This is a genomic window from Serratia sp. Ser99, from assembly GCF_024519545.1.
Taxonomy (GTDB): Bacteria; Pseudomonadota; Gammaproteobacteria; order Enterobacterales; family Enterobacteriaceae; genus Serratia; species Serratia liquefaciens.
The window spans coordinates 1-14,412 of record NZ_JALJRT010000012.1; the positions used below are offsets into that span (position 1 = coordinate 1).

The 14,412-nt window shown below is 53.0% G+C and carries 13 protein-coding genes; 6 read left to right on the plus strand and 7 right to left on the minus strand.

Annotated features, from left to right (window positions below; genetic code table 11):
* Positions 1-78: 78 nt before the first annotated feature.
* Both mobB and mobA read right to left on the minus strand, forming a co-directional pair.
* A complete protein-coding gene (mobB, locus tag NR114_RS20660; protein ID WP_234529012.1) occupies positions 79-600 on the minus strand; it encodes a molybdopterin-guanine dinucleotide biosynthesis protein MobB in 522 nt (173 codons plus the stop codon).
* Entirely contained in the window at positions 593-1,174 is a 582-nt protein-coding gene (mobA, locus tag NR114_RS20665) for a molybdenum cofactor guanylyltransferase MobA (protein ID WP_174574933.1), read from the minus strand. The genes mobB and mobA overlap by 8 nt, the downstream gene beginning before the upstream one ends.
* A gap of 151 nt (positions 1,175-1,325) precedes the next feature.
* Here mobA and NR114_RS20670 point away from each other — a divergent pair, with 151 nt between their 5' ends.
* From NR114_RS20670 to dsbA, 3 genes are all read left to right on the plus strand, one after another.
* The gene (locus tag NR114_RS20670; RefSeq protein WP_046375106.1) at positions 1,326-1,595 is read left to right on the plus strand and encodes a YihD family protein; all 270 of its coding nucleotides are present in this window, start codon (positions 1,326-1,328) and stop codon (positions 1,593-1,595) included.
* Between the two features lie 105 nt (positions 1,596-1,700).
* Positions 1,701-2,687 (plus strand): serine/threonine protein kinase, encoded by a 987-nt coding sequence (locus NR114_RS20675; protein ID WP_116691536.1) that lies wholly within the window; start codon positions 1,701-1,703, stop codon positions 2,685-2,687.
* 29 nt (positions 2,688-2,716) lie between these two features.
* A complete protein-coding gene (dsbA, locus tag NR114_RS20680; RefSeq protein WP_020837681.1) occupies positions 2,717-3,340 on the plus strand; it encodes a thiol:disulfide interchange protein DsbA in 624 nt (207 codons plus the stop codon).
* A gap of 48 nt (positions 3,341-3,388) precedes the next feature.
* On the opposite strand, the gene NR114_RS20685 is transcribed toward dsbA, so the two are convergent.
* Complete coding sequence (locus NR114_RS20685) at positions 3,389-4,279, minus strand: acyltransferase (RefSeq protein WP_048762436.1); 891 nt, start codon at positions 4,277-4,279, stop codon at positions 3,389-3,391.
* A gap of 496 nt (positions 4,280-4,775) precedes the next feature.
* Between NR114_RS20685 and polA the strand changes: the two genes are divergently transcribed.
* Complete coding sequence (gene polA / locus NR114_RS20690) at positions 4,776-7,568, plus strand: DNA polymerase I (RefSeq protein ID WP_234529011.1); 2,793 nt, start codon at positions 4,776-4,778, stop codon at positions 7,566-7,568.
* A 531-nt stretch (positions 7,569-8,099) separates the two neighbouring features.
* On the opposite strand, the gene yihA is transcribed toward polA, so the two are convergent.
* Positions 8,100-8,750 (minus strand): ribosome biogenesis GTP-binding protein YihA/YsxC, encoded by a 651-nt coding sequence (gene yihA / locus NR114_RS20695; RefSeq protein ID WP_046374857.1) that lies wholly within the window; start codon positions 8,748-8,750, stop codon positions 8,100-8,102.
* Between the two features lie 752 nt (positions 8,751-9,502).
* On the opposite strand from yihA, the gene yihI reads away from it, so the two are divergent.
* Positions 9,503-10,051: a Der GTPase-activating protein YihI gene (yihI, locus tag NR114_RS20700; RefSeq protein ID WP_020837675.1), complete on the plus strand. Its 549-nt coding sequence runs from the start codon at positions 9,503-9,505 to the stop codon at positions 10,049-10,051.
* Positions 10,052-10,233: 182 nt separating this feature from the next.
* Positions 10,234-11,607: an oxygen-independent coproporphyrinogen III oxidase gene (gene hemN, locus NR114_RS20705; protein ID WP_116691539.1), complete on the plus strand. Its 1,374-nt coding sequence runs from the start codon at positions 10,234-10,236 to the stop codon at positions 11,605-11,607.
* Between the two features lie 35 nt (positions 11,608-11,642).
* Here the strand turns inward: hemN and NR114_RS20710 are convergent, their stop codons facing one another.
* The 3 genes from NR114_RS20710 to glnL all read right to left on the minus strand — a co-directional run bounded on the left by NR114_RS20710 (position 11,643) and on the right by glnL (position 14,348).
* Positions 11,643-11,765, minus strand: coding sequence for a YshB family small membrane protein (locus NR114_RS20710; protein ID WP_139285489.1), 123 nt, complete (start codon positions 11,763-11,765; stop codon positions 11,643-11,645).
* Between the two features lie 112 nt (positions 11,766-11,877).
* A complete protein-coding gene (gene glnG, locus NR114_RS20715) occupies positions 11,878-13,290 on the minus strand; it encodes a nitrogen regulation protein NR(I) (RefSeq protein WP_041415118.1) in 1,413 nt (470 codons plus the stop codon).
* Between the two features lie 8 nt (positions 13,291-13,298).
* A complete protein-coding gene (glnL, locus tag NR114_RS20720) occupies positions 13,299-14,348 on the minus strand; it encodes a nitrogen regulation protein NR(II) (RefSeq protein WP_020837668.1) in 1,050 nt (349 codons plus the stop codon).
* Positions 14,349-14,412 lie beyond the last annotated feature (64 nt).

The following is a 14,412-nucleotide window of genomic DNA, read 5'->3' on the forward strand; positions in this document are numbered from 1 at the left end:
CACTGCCAGGCATCAATTAAGCCAAGAGGCCATCCGCAAGGATGGCCTTTTTGCTGTGTGCGAAAGAAAAAGGCGCAGCTAGGCTGCGCTTTTTAACCAGTTCCCGATAAAGTCAGCGATGCACTCTGGGTCATTAAGATCCAACAGTGGGACATTGCCAGTGATTGGCCGATCGCTGGCAATGGCGATCACAAACTCGTCCAGCATATCCTCCAGTGGTTTACACACCTCTTCACGATAGAGAATGATTTTACTGATGGGCTCATGCTTGAACCCTTCGACTAAAATGATATCCACCTTGCCAGTATCAAAACGACTCGCCAAATATTGCAGATCCAGTGGGGGTTGTTCCGGCGTTTCTGTCATTAATGCCCAGCGGTTATTGCTGGCGACCAACGTTTGGTCGGCACCGGCTTTGCGCAGTTCATAACTGTCTTTGCCGGGGGTATCGACATCCATATCATGGTGAGTATGTTTGATCAGCCCTACGCGGATTTGCCGCTGCTTTAATAAAGGAATCATTTGTTTAAGCAGAGTGGTTTTGCCCGTGCCGCTATAGGCAGCAATGGCCAGTAGAGGGGGTTGGTAAGGGCTATTCATGGATAATTCCCCAACGTTGGCAGTCCTCAAGGGTATTAAGATTGTGGAAGGCCGATTGTTGCCCTTTGAACTCCACCTGCAGTGCACCCGCAGCGTCCAGGAACAGCATCAGCTTGCGTTCCCCGCGGGCCAGATAATCTTCCAACGGAGTCGCCAGACTGGTGTGCAATAGCGCTAGCGTTGGGTGAGCCCGTTCCCCATCACTGGCATAGGCGGCTATCGCACTTCCTTTTTGTTGCCAGAGTTTCTCGATAAGCGTTGCAGGAAAGTCAGGAACATCACAGGGGACAAAGGCCACCCACTCGGTCGTTGCGTATTTCAGGCCGGCCAGCATACCGGCGAGCGGGCCTGAAAAGTCAGGGATCAGATCGCCAATTATCGGCAGGCCACTTTCCCTATACCGTGCTTGATTGCGATTGGCGTTGATGGCTATCGGCCCGACCTGTGGCCGTAGCCGGGCAAGCACATACTGATACAGGGGGATGTCGGCAATGGGAACCAGACCTTTATCTTCCCCACCCATGCGAGTGGCACGCCCTCCGGCCAGAATAATGCCGGTAATCTCTTCATGCATATTTCAAATTCCGCATTGTAACTAACGCCATGATTGTAGCGCTAAAGCAGGTATGGCATCAGGATTTACCTTTATTGACAAGCTGCTTCTTTCACTGCGTTGGCAAGCCTGTTACTTTGTGTGTTTATTGATTCTATTGGACAATATTGCGATGAAAACGCACCGCGTAAACGAGCTGATTGAGCTTCTGCACCCGGCCTGGCAGGAAGATCCGGATCTTAATCTGATCCAGTTTTTACAGAAGTTGGCGCAAGAAGCTGGCTTTCAGGGCAATCTGACTGAACTGAGCGATGATATCCTGATCTACCATTTGAAAATGCGCGGTAGCGCCGGCAATGAACAGATCCCCGGTCTGAAAAAGGATTATGAGGAAGATTTCAAAACGGCACTGCTACGCGCCCGTGGCGTGATCAAAGATTAGCATTCGTGCGCCGGGGTGAAGCCGTTGCTCGTGCAACCCGTCATTAATGCTACTATTTCTCAATCCCGGCATTGTGATGTCGCCCAAACGAAACCGAATGTTGTTATGAACAACTCAGCTTTTAATTTTCAGACCCTGTCGCCCGACCTGATTATGGACGCGCTGGAAGGGGTTGGCCTGCGTGTAGACTCCGGGCTAACGGCGCTTAACAGTTATGAAAACCGCGTCTATCAGTTTATGGACGAGGATCGTAAGCGTTATGTGGTGAAGTTTTATCGGCCCGAACGTTGGAGCGCGAAACAAATTGGTGAAGAACATCAGTTCTCCCATGATCTTGCTCTGGCGGAGATCCCTGCAGTTGCCCCATTAGTTCTGCAGGGCAATACGCTGCATACGCACAACGGTTTCTTTTTTACGGTTTTTCCCAGCGTTGGCGGGCGGCAGTATGAGATCGACAATCTCGATCAACTGGAGTGGGTTGGCCGTTTCCTGGGGCGCATTCATCAGGTGGGCAGCGAAAGCCTGTTTGTTGAACGTCCGACGATGGGCATCGAGGAGTACCTCACTTTACCGCGTCAGGTCTTGGCGGGCTGCGAGCTGTTGCCCAAAGCGCAGCGTGACAGCTTTCTTGCAGCGACTGACAAGCTGATTGAGGCGATCAAACAGCATTGGCATCAGGATTGGCAGCCGCGGCGTTTGCACGGTGACTGCCATCCGGGCAATATTCTGTGGCGTGATGGCCCACTGTTTGTTGATCTTGATGACGCGCGTAACGGGCCAGCGATACAGGATCTGTGGATGTTGTTGCACGGTGAGCGTCGCGATCGTTTGATGCAGTTAGATATTTTGTTGGAAGCGTACTCAGAGTTTGCTGAGTTTGATCAAAGTGAGTTGGCGTTGATCGAGCCGCTGCGTGCTATGCGTATGGTTTACTACCTGGCATGGGTTGCTCGCCGCTGGCAAGATCCTGCGTTCCCTAAAAGTTTTCCGTGGATGGCGGAGTCTGATTTTTGGTTATCTCAGACGGCGGCATTCACCGAACAGGTTAAGCTGTTGCAGGAGCCCCCTCTGCAGCTGATGCCAATGTATTGAAGCTTTAACACAATGGAGAGTTTAGTCTTATGAAGAAAATTTGGTTGGCGCTCGTTGGCATGGTAATGGCATTCAGTGCCTCGGCTGCGCAGTTTAGCGATGGTACCCAGTATGTCACCCTGGACAAGCCAGTGACGGGTGAACCTCAGGTACTGGAGTTCTTCTCCTTCTATTGCCCACACTGCTATCAGTTCGAGCAGGTTTATCACGTTTCCGAAAATGTGAAAAAAGCGCTGCCTGCGGGCACTAAAATGACCAAGTACCACGTTGAGTTCCTGGGGCCGTTGGGTAAACAACTGACTCAGGCATGGGCTGTTGCAATGGCCCTGGGTGTGGAAGATAAAGTCAGCCCGCTGATGTTCGAAGCGGTGCAGAAAACCCAGACCGTACAAACGCCTGATGATATCCGCAACGTGTTTGTGAAAGCAGGCGTGAGCGCGGCTGATTATGACGGGGCTCTGAACAGCTTCGTAGTTAAATCCCTGGTGGTTCAACAGGAGAAAGCTGCAGAAGATCTGCAACTGCGTGGCGTACCGGCGGTATTTGTTAACGGCAAATACATGGTCAAAAATGACGGCCTGGACACCAGTTCGATGGATGCTTACGTGAAGCAATTCGCCGACGTGGTTAAATTCCTCAGCGAGCAGAAGTAACCGAAATTTAAAGTAAAAAAGCCGGCTTAGCCGGCTTTTTTTTAACTTCTATTGCCGTTTCAATCTATCCAGCAATCTGTCTTTATCCTGCCACAGCGTGTTCAGCCAAAGCTGGAAACGTCGCTTGAACTGCTTATCGTTAAAGTAATCGCCATGCATGCTTTCCTCGATTGGCAGCAATTCAACCCTTACCACAATGCGTTTTAACCGGCCGCACAGCATATCCATAAAAGGCCGCTCAGTATTATCTGGATAAAGCAGGGTGACGTTTAACACCTTATCGAACTGCTTACCTAATGCACTGAGTGTAAAAGCAATACCGGCAGCTTTAGGGGCTAATAAATTACGGTAGGGCGAACGAGTTTTAATTTTCTTGGCTTCGGTAAAACGCGAGCCCTCTACAAAATTAACGATGGTGGTCGGGCGTTTACGAAACTTCTCGCAGGAACGGCGTGTGGTCTCGATATCATTACCGCGCTTTTCCGGGTGTTTGAGCAAATAGGCGCGCGAATAGCGTTTCATGAAGGGCATATCCAGCGCCCAGCAGGCCAGACCGACAAAAGGGACCCAGGCCAATTGCTGTTTAAGAAAGTACTTATTCATTGGAATATGGTTACGGAACAATACGCACAGCACCACAATATCCGACCAGCTTTCGTGATTACTGATCAGCAGATACCAGTTTTTTCGATCCAGGCCTTCCAACCCTTCTATATCCCAGCGCAGTTGGCCGTTAATACGTAATAGCAGCGATAACCCCAGGCACCAGCACCACATCATAAAGTCGGCGAAGGCGGAGATACGTCGCCATACGGCAGGAAAGGGCACCAGTAACTTAATGACGCCGGCGATCGTAATGGGGATCGAACACAGTACGGTGACCAAAATGGCGAGCAGGCTGGAAACGATAAAAATAACAGGGGATAGCAATCTTGGCATGGTTATAGGCTGACGGTTGGTGAGAACAGCGTTACATGCCAGTATGCATGAACAAAAAATATTTTAACGACATTATAGGGGGAAAACTCCTGCCAGCAGTAGCTGTTTTAGAGGGGAAGAAATAGGCATTTGCTGCGTTTTCGTGCAACTTGCTCACCTTGTGCTATGGTAATTGAGGCGCCAAATTTGATTAATAGTGCGATTAAAATCGGGCGCAAGTTATATCCACAAATTGTGTAAAAGTCGATAATAACCTTCAGTTAAAATAGCACTGTTTAACGCAGTGATTTTAATAGGATTTTTATTTCCCATTATAACGATAAACTCATCGTTATAATTTGTTGTCTTTTCTATGCACAAAGTTATCCACAGGCAGGATCTTGCGGATCGCTTTGCAGAATCACATGATTTTCGCCCTTAATGCACGCTAAGGTTCGTCTCAGGCGGCCAGCTATGGCATGCTTACCGTCATGTCCGATCACGATAAAGAAACGCTATGGCCCAGATTGCAGAAAACCCATTAATCCTGGTTGACGGTTCCTCGTACCTCTACCGCGCTTACCACGCCTTCCCTCCGCTGACCAACTCTGCGGGTGAACCTACCGGGGCAATGTATGGCGTGCTGAACATGCTGCGCAGTCTATTGCTGCAGTACCAGCCAAGCCATGTTGCGGTGGTGTTTGATGCCAAAGGAAAAACCTTCCGCGATGAGCTGTTCGCAGAATACAAATCGCACCGGCCGCCGATGCCGGACGACCTGCGCGCGCAAATCGAACCGTTGCACAAAATGGTCAAGGCGATGGGGTTGCCGCTGCTGGTCACGCCCGGCGTAGAAGCCGACGATGTGATTGGCACTTTGGCACTGGAGGCAGAAAAAGCCGGCCATGCGGTGCTGATCAGCACCGGCGATAAAGACATGGCGCAGTTGGTCACACCGAACGTCACCCTGATCAACACCATGAACAACACCATCCTTGGTCCACAGGAAGTGTGCGATAAGTACGGTATTCCGCCGGAGCTGATTATCGACTTCCTGGCGTTGATGGGTGATTCCTCGGATAACATCCCTGGCGTACCTGGTGTGGGCGAGAAAACCGCGCAGGCGCTGTTACAGGGGCTTGGGGGGCTGGATGCGCTCTATGCCAACCTCGATAGCATCGCCACGCTCAGCTTCCGCGGCGCCAAGACCATGGCGGCCAAGCTGGAACAGAACAAAGAGGTGGCTTACCTCTCCTACAAGCTGGCGACCATCAAAACCGACGTCGAACTGGATCTTACCTGCGCCGATCTCGAAGTATCAGCGCTGGATGTCGATGTGCTGCAGCAGTTGTTTAAACAATACGAATTTAAACGCTGGCTGGCGGATGTTGAAGCCGGTATTTGGCTGGAAGGTAAAAAGGGTACCGGCGTGAAAGCTGCCAGTGCGCCAAAGGCTACGGCGGTAGCAGACAAAGCACCTGCCGAAGCGACGTTATCGCAAGAAGGTTATGTCACCATCCTGGATGAAGATACTTTCGTGCAGTGGCTGGAAAAGCTGAAAAAAGCCGAGGTATTTGCGTTTGATACCGAAACCGACGGTTTGGACACCCTGACCGCCAATCTGATCGGCCTGTCGTTTGCCATTGCACCGGGCGAAGCCGCCTATTTGCCGGTAGCGCATGACTATCTCGATGCCCCGGCACAGCTGGATCGCGATTATGTGCTGGCCACCTTGAAGCCGCTGCTGGAAGACGAGAAAGCGCTCAAGGTCGGGCAAAATCTGAAGTTCGATATGGGCCTGCTGGCGCGTTACGACATTACCCTGCGCGGCATTGCCTTCGACACCATGCTGGAATCTTATGTGCTGGACAGCGTGGGCGGTCGTCACGATATGGACAGCTTGTCCGATCGTTACCTCGGCCATAAAACCGTGACCTTCGAAGAGATAGCCGGCAAGGGGAAAAAGCAGCTCACCTTCAACCAGATTGCACTGGAGCAGGCGGCTCCTTACGCTGCCGAAGATGCCGACGTTACCTTGCAATTGCATTTGGCGATGTGGCCGCAATTGAAGGAAAGCGCCGAGCTGCTGAAAGTATTCAATGAGATTGAAATGCCGCTGTTGCCGGTGTTGTCGCACATCGAACGCACCGGGGTGCTGATTGATCAAAGCATTCTGGCCACGCACTCCATCGAATTGACCAAACGCCTGGCCGAGCTGGAAATTCAGGCTCATGAACTGGCGGAAGAGCCTTTCAATCTGGCGTCAACCAAACAGCTGCAGGCGATCCTCTACGAAAAGCAGAAGCTGCCGGTACTGAAGAAAACGCCGGGTGGTGCCCCTTCTACTAACGAAGAAGTGTTGGCCGAACTGGCGTTGGATTACCCGTTGCCTAAGGTGATCCTGGAATACCGTGGCTTGGCGAAGCTGAAGACGACCTACACCGACAAGCTGCCGCTAATGATCAATCCGGTCAGTGGCCGGGTGCATACCTCTTATCATCAGGCGGTGACGGCTACTGGACGTCTCTCCTCGAGCGATCCTAACCTGCAGAATATCCCGGTGCGTAACGACGAAGGGCGCCGGATCCGCCAGGCCTTTATTGCTCCTGAGGGTTACCGCATCGTTGCGGCCGACTATTCGCAAATCGAACTGCGCATTATGGCCCATCTGTCACAGGATGAAGGGTTACTGAAGGCCTTTGCGGCCGGTGAGGATATCCACCGTGCCACCGCAGCCGAGGTATTTGGCCTGCCGCTTGATAAAGTGACCCACGAACAGCGTCGCAGCGCCAAGGCCATTAACTTTGGCCTGATTTATGGCATGAGCGCGTTTGGTCTGGCACGCCAATTGGGCATTCCGCGTGGTGAAGCGCAGCGCTACATGGATCTCTACTTCGAGCGCTACCCGGGCGTATTGGAATATATGGAGCGTACCCGCCAGCAGGCTGCCAGTCAGGGCTATGTAAGCACGCTGGACGGCCGCCGTCTCTATCTGCCGGATGTCAGCTCCAGTAATGGCATGCGTCGCAAGGCGGCCGAGCGCGCGGCGATTAACGCCCCTATGCAAGGGACTGCCGCCGATATCATCAAACGTGCGATGATCGAGGTGGACGCCTGGTTGCAAGCTCAGGAAGAGCCGCTGGTGCGTATGATCATGCAGGTACACGATGAATTGGTGTTCGAGGTGCATGAATCGGTGCTGGAAACCTCTAACCAACGCATTCGCGAGCTGATGGAAAATAGCATGACGCTGGCTGTCCCACTGAAAGTGGATGTCGGCGTGGGAGCCAACTGGGACGAAGCCCACTGATTGCGCGGCCGTTCGCTGGCCTCGTTCTTAAAGGATGGGCTAACTGGCGATAACCTAAGCAGTTTTTGTAATTAAGCTACAGGATACGGCGATTGTTTCCCCAACCTCGCCGTTATTACGCGCCAAACTGTGTAAGTAAACTACAAAAAATTCTTTTGCACTGCGAAAAAATCATGTAGAGTTACTGGCGTAGGGTACAGAGGTAAGATGTTCTATCTTTCAGACCTTTTACTTCACGTAATCGGATTTGGCTGAATATTTAGCCGCCCCAGTCAGTATTGACTGGGGCGTTTTTTATTGTAAAAACAAAGCCAAACCATAGGTTCTTCTTATTCGTCCCGCGACCTCTTTCCTTCAGATTTTCCCCCGAAATGGCCTGCTCATCGGATTCTCAATACCAAGTCATCATAAGTATTTGTGATGGATTTCAGTCAGAACTGTAATTAGATAACGAAAATAGCCTGGCGCCCGAATAACGCGCATAAAAAAGCCGATGCGTTTCCACATCGGCTATTGCAGCGCAGCGGCTTTTTATTCGCCGGCGGCTTCATCATCTTCCGGTAGCACTTCCGGCGGGATCTCGTTAAACCAGGTGTTCAGTTTCTGGCTCAGTTTGTCGACGCCCATTTTTTTCGGTGAGGAGAAGGCCTCAACCTGGATATCACCCATAAACGGCACTACCGCTTCACGCACCATATTCAGTTGCGCCTTACGTGCGCCGGATGCCAGTTTGTCCGCTTTGGTCAGCAGAACCAGAACCGGCGTGCCGACATCGACAGCCCATTGGATCATCTGCTGGTCGAGATCTTTCAACGGATGGCGAATGTCCATCAGCACCACCAGGCCTTTCAGGCAGTTGCGCATTTGCAGGTATTCACCCAGCGCCCGCTGCCATTTGCGTTTCATCTCTTCAGGCACTTCGGCGTAGCCATAACCCGGCAGGTCGACCAGGCGAATGCCTTCTTCCACTTCAAACAGGTTGATAAGCTGGGTACGCCCCGGCGTTTTACTGGTACGCGCCAGGCTTTTCTGGTTGGTCAGGGTATTTAACGCGCTGGACTTACCGGCGTTAGAACGGCCGGCGAACGCAACTTCAATACCTTCATCCCCCGGCAGATGGCGAATATCGGGCGCACTGGTGACGAAATGGGTCACATGATAATTGTAATTCTTGCTGGTCAAAATTTTTCGTCTCCGTGAGGATGGCTAACTGGTTGGCGATTATAACTGCATCAGCGCTAAAAATGGTGTGTTTCTCTGTTTTTAAGCGCCGGGCCAGTTGGGTGTGGCAATTTATGTGGGGCAGGCTTGTGAGACATTTGCCATTCGAATAGGGGGTAATGTCGCTTTTATTCGAAAGTTGTTTTTATTCTTTTTATTATAAAACATGATGTTAATTCTCCGATGCGTATTTTTATCAGCCTATTACGCAGCGGGTGCCTTGAGCCTGACCCCTGATAGCGTAAAGTAAGTTGCAGCACAGGACTGTGCAGGATTAAGGAACATCCGGGAAGGGTGATAAATCTCAGGGAGAGCACGGGACGTGCTAATGAGTGCCAGGACGAATAACCGAAGGAATGGGTCTATTTGCATCGGAATTTGCAAATAGCACAGGGATGGTGAAGTTACCGCAATTGGGATGCCGGCAGGAAGCAAACTCAGGAAGAGTGGACACGAACGGATTTCGCCATGGATGATTTTCCCTTCAGGATGAAGGAAGTAGTGCGGCAGGGAATGCGCTTACAGCAAAAGGAAAAACCTGGATGTTGAGTGTGCGCACGGAATGCGTAGCAGGAATATCCTTCGAAAGAGGGTGCAAAAAGGCGGCGGGTTTAACCTGCCGCCTTTTTTCTTTGTTCGCTTTCTGCTAGATTCCGCCGCAATCGTATAGCATCTATCTCTATACTGAATCTACATACCTAAGAGCATACGCTATGAACCAGCCATCAAAAGCACCTCGCGCCCCACGCAGCAGCGCGGCGACGTCGAAAACCAAAAAGAAAAGCCGTGTGGAGCTCGATCAGGAAGCCCGTGAGCGCAAGCGTCTGAAAAAGCGCCGTGGTCTTGCTTCCGGTTCTCGCACCCAGGTTGAGTCTGCCAATCAAAAGAACAAGGCCGACGCGCAGACCAAAGATCCGCGCATTGGCAGCAAAGTGCCGGTAGCGCTGGTGGTCGAAGCCAAGCCAAAAGCCAAGCCGCAGCCAAAACCTAAGGCCGAAGCCAAACCACGTCTGTCCCCGGAAGAAGAGCTGGCGAAGCTGGAAAATGATGAGCGTCTGGACGCACTGCTGGATCGTATTGACGACGGCGAGACGCTGAGCGCAGAAGATCAGAGTTATGTTGACCAGACTCTGGATCGCATTGATGCCCTGATGGAGCAACTGGGCATTGAGCTGGGCGACGATGAAGACGACGAAGAAGAAGAGAAAAAGGAAGATATCCTGAAACTGCTGAAAGGCGGTAACCCGAAAGACGTAATTTAACGCGTCATGTGGCTGATCCCGTCAATAGCCCTACTCTTGATGTGTTATCTGCTGTGGTTATTCGGTAAACTATGGCGGCTGTCTAAACGCAAAAAGCGTTTTCGCAGCGCTTCCGCGGCCAGACAGCGTAGACAACTGCCCATCTCCCGGCCCGGTAGGAAAAAATATCGGAAGGAGTGAGCATGTCAGAGCAGGCAATTGTCTGGGATCTGGCCCTGATCCAGAAATATAACTATTCAGGGCCGCGTTACACCTCATACCCCACAGCGCTGGAATTCAACCAGAGCTACGACGAAGCGGCGTTTCAACGCGCCGCGGTGCGTTATCCTGAGCGCCCTTTATCGCTGTACGTGCATATTCCTTTCTGCCACAAGCTCTGCTATTTCTGTGGTTGCAACAAGCTGGTGACGCGTCAAACGCACAAGGCCGATGAATATCTGGCGGTGCTGGCGCAAGAGATTGCTCAACGTGCACCGTTGTTTGCCGGGCGTAAGGTCGGCCAGATGCACTGGGGTGGCGGTACGCCAACCTATCTGAGCAAGGCACAAATCAGCCAGTTGGTAACGATGCTGCGCCAACACTTTGATTTCCTACCCGATGCCGAAATGTCGATCGAAGTCGATCCGCGTGAGATTGAGCTGGATGTGCTCGATCATTTACGTAGCGAAGGTTTTAATCGCCTGAGCATGGGGGTGCAGGACTTCAATAAAGAGGTGCAGCGGCTGGTGAACCGCGAGCAGGATGAAGCCTTTATCTTTGCCCTGATTGCTCGCGCTAAAGCGCTTGGCTTTAATTCCACCAATATCGATCTAATCTACGGCTTGCCAAAGCAAACGCCGGAGAGCTTTGCCTACACTCTGCAGCGGGTGGCAGAGCTAAGCCCCGATCGCCTGAGCGTATTTAACTATGCCCATATGCCGAACCTGTTTGCTGCCCAGCGCAAAATCAAAGATGCAGATCTGCCGAGCGCGCAGCAGAAACTGGATATCTTGCAGCACACCATAGCCTCCCTGACCGAATCGGGTTATCAGTTTATCGGCATGGATCATTTCGCACGACCGGACGATGAGTTGGCGGTGGCACAGCGCGAAGGAAAACTTCATCGTAACTTCCAGGGGTACACCACCCAGGGCGACAGTGATTTGCTGGGGCTGGGTGTCTCCGCCATCAGCATGCTGGGGGACAGCTATGCGCAGAACCAGAAAGAGCTGAAGGTTTATTACAGCAGCGTTGAAGCGCAAGGTCATGCACTGTGGCGCGGCCTGGCCATGACCGAAGACGACTGCTTGCGGCGTGAGGTGATCAAAACGCTGATCTGCAATTTCAAACTGGACTATCTGGCCATAGAACGTCAGTTCGACATCAACTTTGCCGATTATTTTGCCGAGGATTTGCAATTGTTGGCGCCGTTTGAACGCGATGGGCTGGTGGAGCGTGACGAGCAGGGCATTCAGGTTACGCCGCGTGGCCGGTTACTGATCCGCAATATTTGCATGTGCTTTGATATCTACCTGCGTCAACAGGCCCGCACTCAGCAATTCTCTCGGGTTATTTGATGAGTAAAACATCGGCCGCTTTCGCGGCCGTTGTTTTAACTGAAGAAATTAATCAGTGCGGCGCACAATACCGCAGCAACGGCTGCCTGCGGCGTGTGGCTGGCGGCAGAACCAAGTTCTGCGCCTTGAGAAATGAATGCGATTAACGAATCCAGCATGGAAGCCTCCAGGGTGTGCGCCCCGATCATACTGCGGCCTCTTCGGCTGTAAAGCCTGAAATAGCCGTTTTTTTGTGCGCTTGATTGTATTTTCTATCATCAATGCCGCAAACTATTCCATTCCCAATTCTTTCAACTTACGCGTTAACGTATTGCGCCCCCACCCCAGCAAACGGGCGGCTTCCTGCTTATGCCCTTGGGTATGACGCAGTGCAGTGGTGAGCAAGGTGCGCTCCATCTCCGGTTGCGCTTCCGACAGCAGGTTTTGATGACCGGAACGCAGCGCGCGGTCTGCCCACTGTGCCAGCAGCGTGGCCCAACTGTCGGGCAGGCTATGCCCGGTCGTTTCCGGCGCAGAGGTTTCAAACAGCTCACTCGGCAGATCCTGAATCAGCACCTCCTGCCCAGCGGCCATCACGGTTAACCAACGGCAGGTGTTCTCCAACTGGCGAACGTTACCTGGCCATGGCAGGCGCGTCAGTGCAGTTTCAGTCTCCGGGTGCAGGTTTTTCGCTTCCACACCCAGCTCCTTTGCCGCCACCTGCAGGAAGTAACGCGCCAGACGCGGAATATCCTCACGGCGTTCACGCAACGGCGGAAGGTGCACGCGGATCACATTCAGGCGGTGGAACAAATCCTCACGGAATTTACCTTCCTGTACCCGCATTTCCAGGTTCTGGTGGGTGGCGGCGATGATGCGTACGTCAACCTTCACCGGGGCATAACCACCGACCCGATAGAATTGGCCATCTGCCAGCACCCGCAGCAAGCGGGTTTGCACATCCAGCGGCATATCGCCGATTTCATCCAGGAACAAGGTCCCGCCGTCGGCCTGCTCAAAGCGACCCTGACGGATTTGGTTGGCGCCGGTAAAGGCCCCTTTTTCATGCCCGAAAAGTTCGGACTCGATCAGGTCTTTGGGGATCGCCGCCATATTCAGCGCGATAAAAGGCGATTTGGCGCGCGGACTGTGACGGTGCAGGGCATGGGCAACCAGCTCTTTACCGGTACCTGATTCGCCGTTGATCAGTACGCTGATCGACGAACGCGACAGGCGCCCGATGATGCGGAACACGTCCTGCATCGCCGGGGCTTCACCGATGATGTCTGCCACCGGATCGTTGGCCGGTTGGCTGCGTGCAGGCTGCTGCTGCTCCTGATAATGGCTGATGGCGCGTTCTACCAGCGCTACGGCTTCATCGATATCAAAGGGTTTCGGCAGGTAATCGAACGCCCCTTGCTGGTAGGCGCTGACGGCGGCGTCGAGATCCGAATGTGCGGTCATTATGATGACCGGAAGCATCGGATGACGCTGTTTGATCTGCTTGAGCAACGCAAGACCATCCATACCCGGCATGCGGATGTCAGACAGCAACACGTCAGGAGTTTGCGTGGCCAGGGCTTCGAGCACCGCATTGCCACTGTCGAAGGTCACGCAGCTCACACCGGCTCCAGTGAGCGCACGTTCAAGCACCCAGCGGATGGAGCTATCGTCATCGACGATCCAGACTATCCCTCGTTGCATAGAAAACCTCACTGGCGAATAGGCAGGTAAACCGAGAATTCGGTATGTCCTGGCCAACTGTTAAATTCAATTTTTCCGCAATGCTGATCGATAAGATTACGGGCGATGGATAACCCCAGGCCGGTCCCGCCTTCGCGGCCGCTGACCATCGGGTAAAATAGCGTGTCCTGCAACTGCGCCGGCACACCGGGGCCGTCATCTTCTACGTCGATACGTGCCGCTAACCGGTAGCGGGTGCCGTGCAGGGTGATCTGGAAAGCGGTACGAGTGCGCAGCGTGATGGTGCCACCTGTTTCTCCCAGCGCCTGCAGCGCATTGCGGGTGATGTTCAGCAATACCTGTTCGATTTGATCCGGGTCGTGCGCCATTTCAGGCAGGCTCGGGTCGTAGTCCCGCACCAGCGTCACGTTATCCGGCTTCTCAAGCGACACCAGTTGGCACACACGCTCTGCCACCTGATGAATGCTTTGGGTTATGTGCTGGCCCGGTCGCTGTGGGCCGAGCAGGCGATCGACCAGGTTGCGCAGGCGATCGGCCTGCTCAATGATCACCTTGGTGTATTCGGTCAGCGACGGATCGGGTAGCGCCTTGGCCAGCAATTGAGCCGCACCGCGCAACCCGCCAAGCGGGTTTTTAATTTCATGCGCCAGGCCTCGGACCAGATCGCGGGCTGCCACCTGCTGGGCGTGCTGAAGTTGTTCCTGGCTCAAACGGCGTTGGTTATCCATTGGTGCCAGCTCGATCAGGATATAGCCATCAGGCAACGCCTGAGCGGTCAGGGAGAGGATATGCGCACGCCCGTCAACCACCAGGGTCACTTCGTTATCGGTAAAGCCCTGACCGGCATGCAGGCTCTCACGCATCAGATCGACGTTCAGTGAGAAATAACCGAGCAAATCGGGTAACGGTGTACCGAAAAGTTTACGAGAACTTTGTGCCAGCAGTTGTTGTGCTGCCGGATTGGCGTAATGAACCGCCAGTGAGTCATCCAACAGCAGGATGCTGTTGATGAGAGAATTGAGGATCTGCCCTGCGTCGGGCAGCTTGCCAGTTGCCATATATGCCCTTTATCTTTCAAGACGCAGCGTTGTTGGCTGCTCTTACTCACACCAGTCACTTGGC

Excerpts from the sequence above, each read along its gene's own strand:
- NR114_RS20710 (WP_139285489.1), bottom strand. The coding sequence starts at position 11,765 with ATGCTGGATTCGTTAATCGCATTCATTTCTCAAGGCGCAGAACTTGGT.
- NR114_RS20675 (WP_116691536.1), top strand. The coding sequence starts at position 1,701 with ATGAACAACTCAGCTTTTAATTTTCAGACCCTGTCGCCCGACCTGATT.
- yihI (WP_020837675.1), top strand. The coding sequence starts at position 9,503 with ATGAACCAGCCATCAAAAGCACCTCGCGCCCCACGCAGCAGCGCGGCG.
- mobA (WP_174574933.1), bottom strand. The coding sequence starts at position 1,174 with ATGCATGAAGAGATTACCGGCATTATTCTGGCCGGAGGGCGTGCCACT.
- mobB (WP_234529012.1), bottom strand. The coding sequence starts at position 600 with ATGAATAGCCCTTACCAACCCCCTCTACTGGCCATTGCTGCCTATAGC.
- hemN (WP_116691539.1), top strand. The coding sequence starts at position 10,234 with ATGTCAGAGCAGGCAATTGTCTGGGATCTGGCCCTGATCCAGAAATAT.
- glnG (WP_041415118.1), bottom strand. The coding sequence starts at position 13,290 with ATGCAACGAGGGATAGTCTGGATCGTCGATGACGATAGCTCCATCCGC.
- NR114_RS20685 (WP_048762436.1), bottom strand. The coding sequence starts at position 4,279 with ATGCCAAGATTGCTATCCCCTGTTATTTTTATCGTTTCCAGCCTGCTC.
- dsbA (WP_020837681.1), top strand. The coding sequence starts at position 2,717 with ATGAAGAAAATTTGGTTGGCGCTCGTTGGCATGGTAATGGCATTCAGT.
- polA (WP_234529011.1), top strand. The coding sequence starts at position 4,776 with ATGGCCCAGATTGCAGAAAACCCATTAATCCTGGTTGACGGTTCCTCG.
- glnL (WP_020837668.1), bottom strand. The coding sequence starts at position 14,348 with ATGGCAACTGGCAAGCTGCCCGACGCAGGGCAGATCCTCAATTCTCTC.
- NR114_RS20670 (WP_046375106.1), top strand. The coding sequence starts at position 1,326 with ATGAAAACGCACCGCGTAAACGAGCTGATTGAGCTTCTGCACCCGGCC.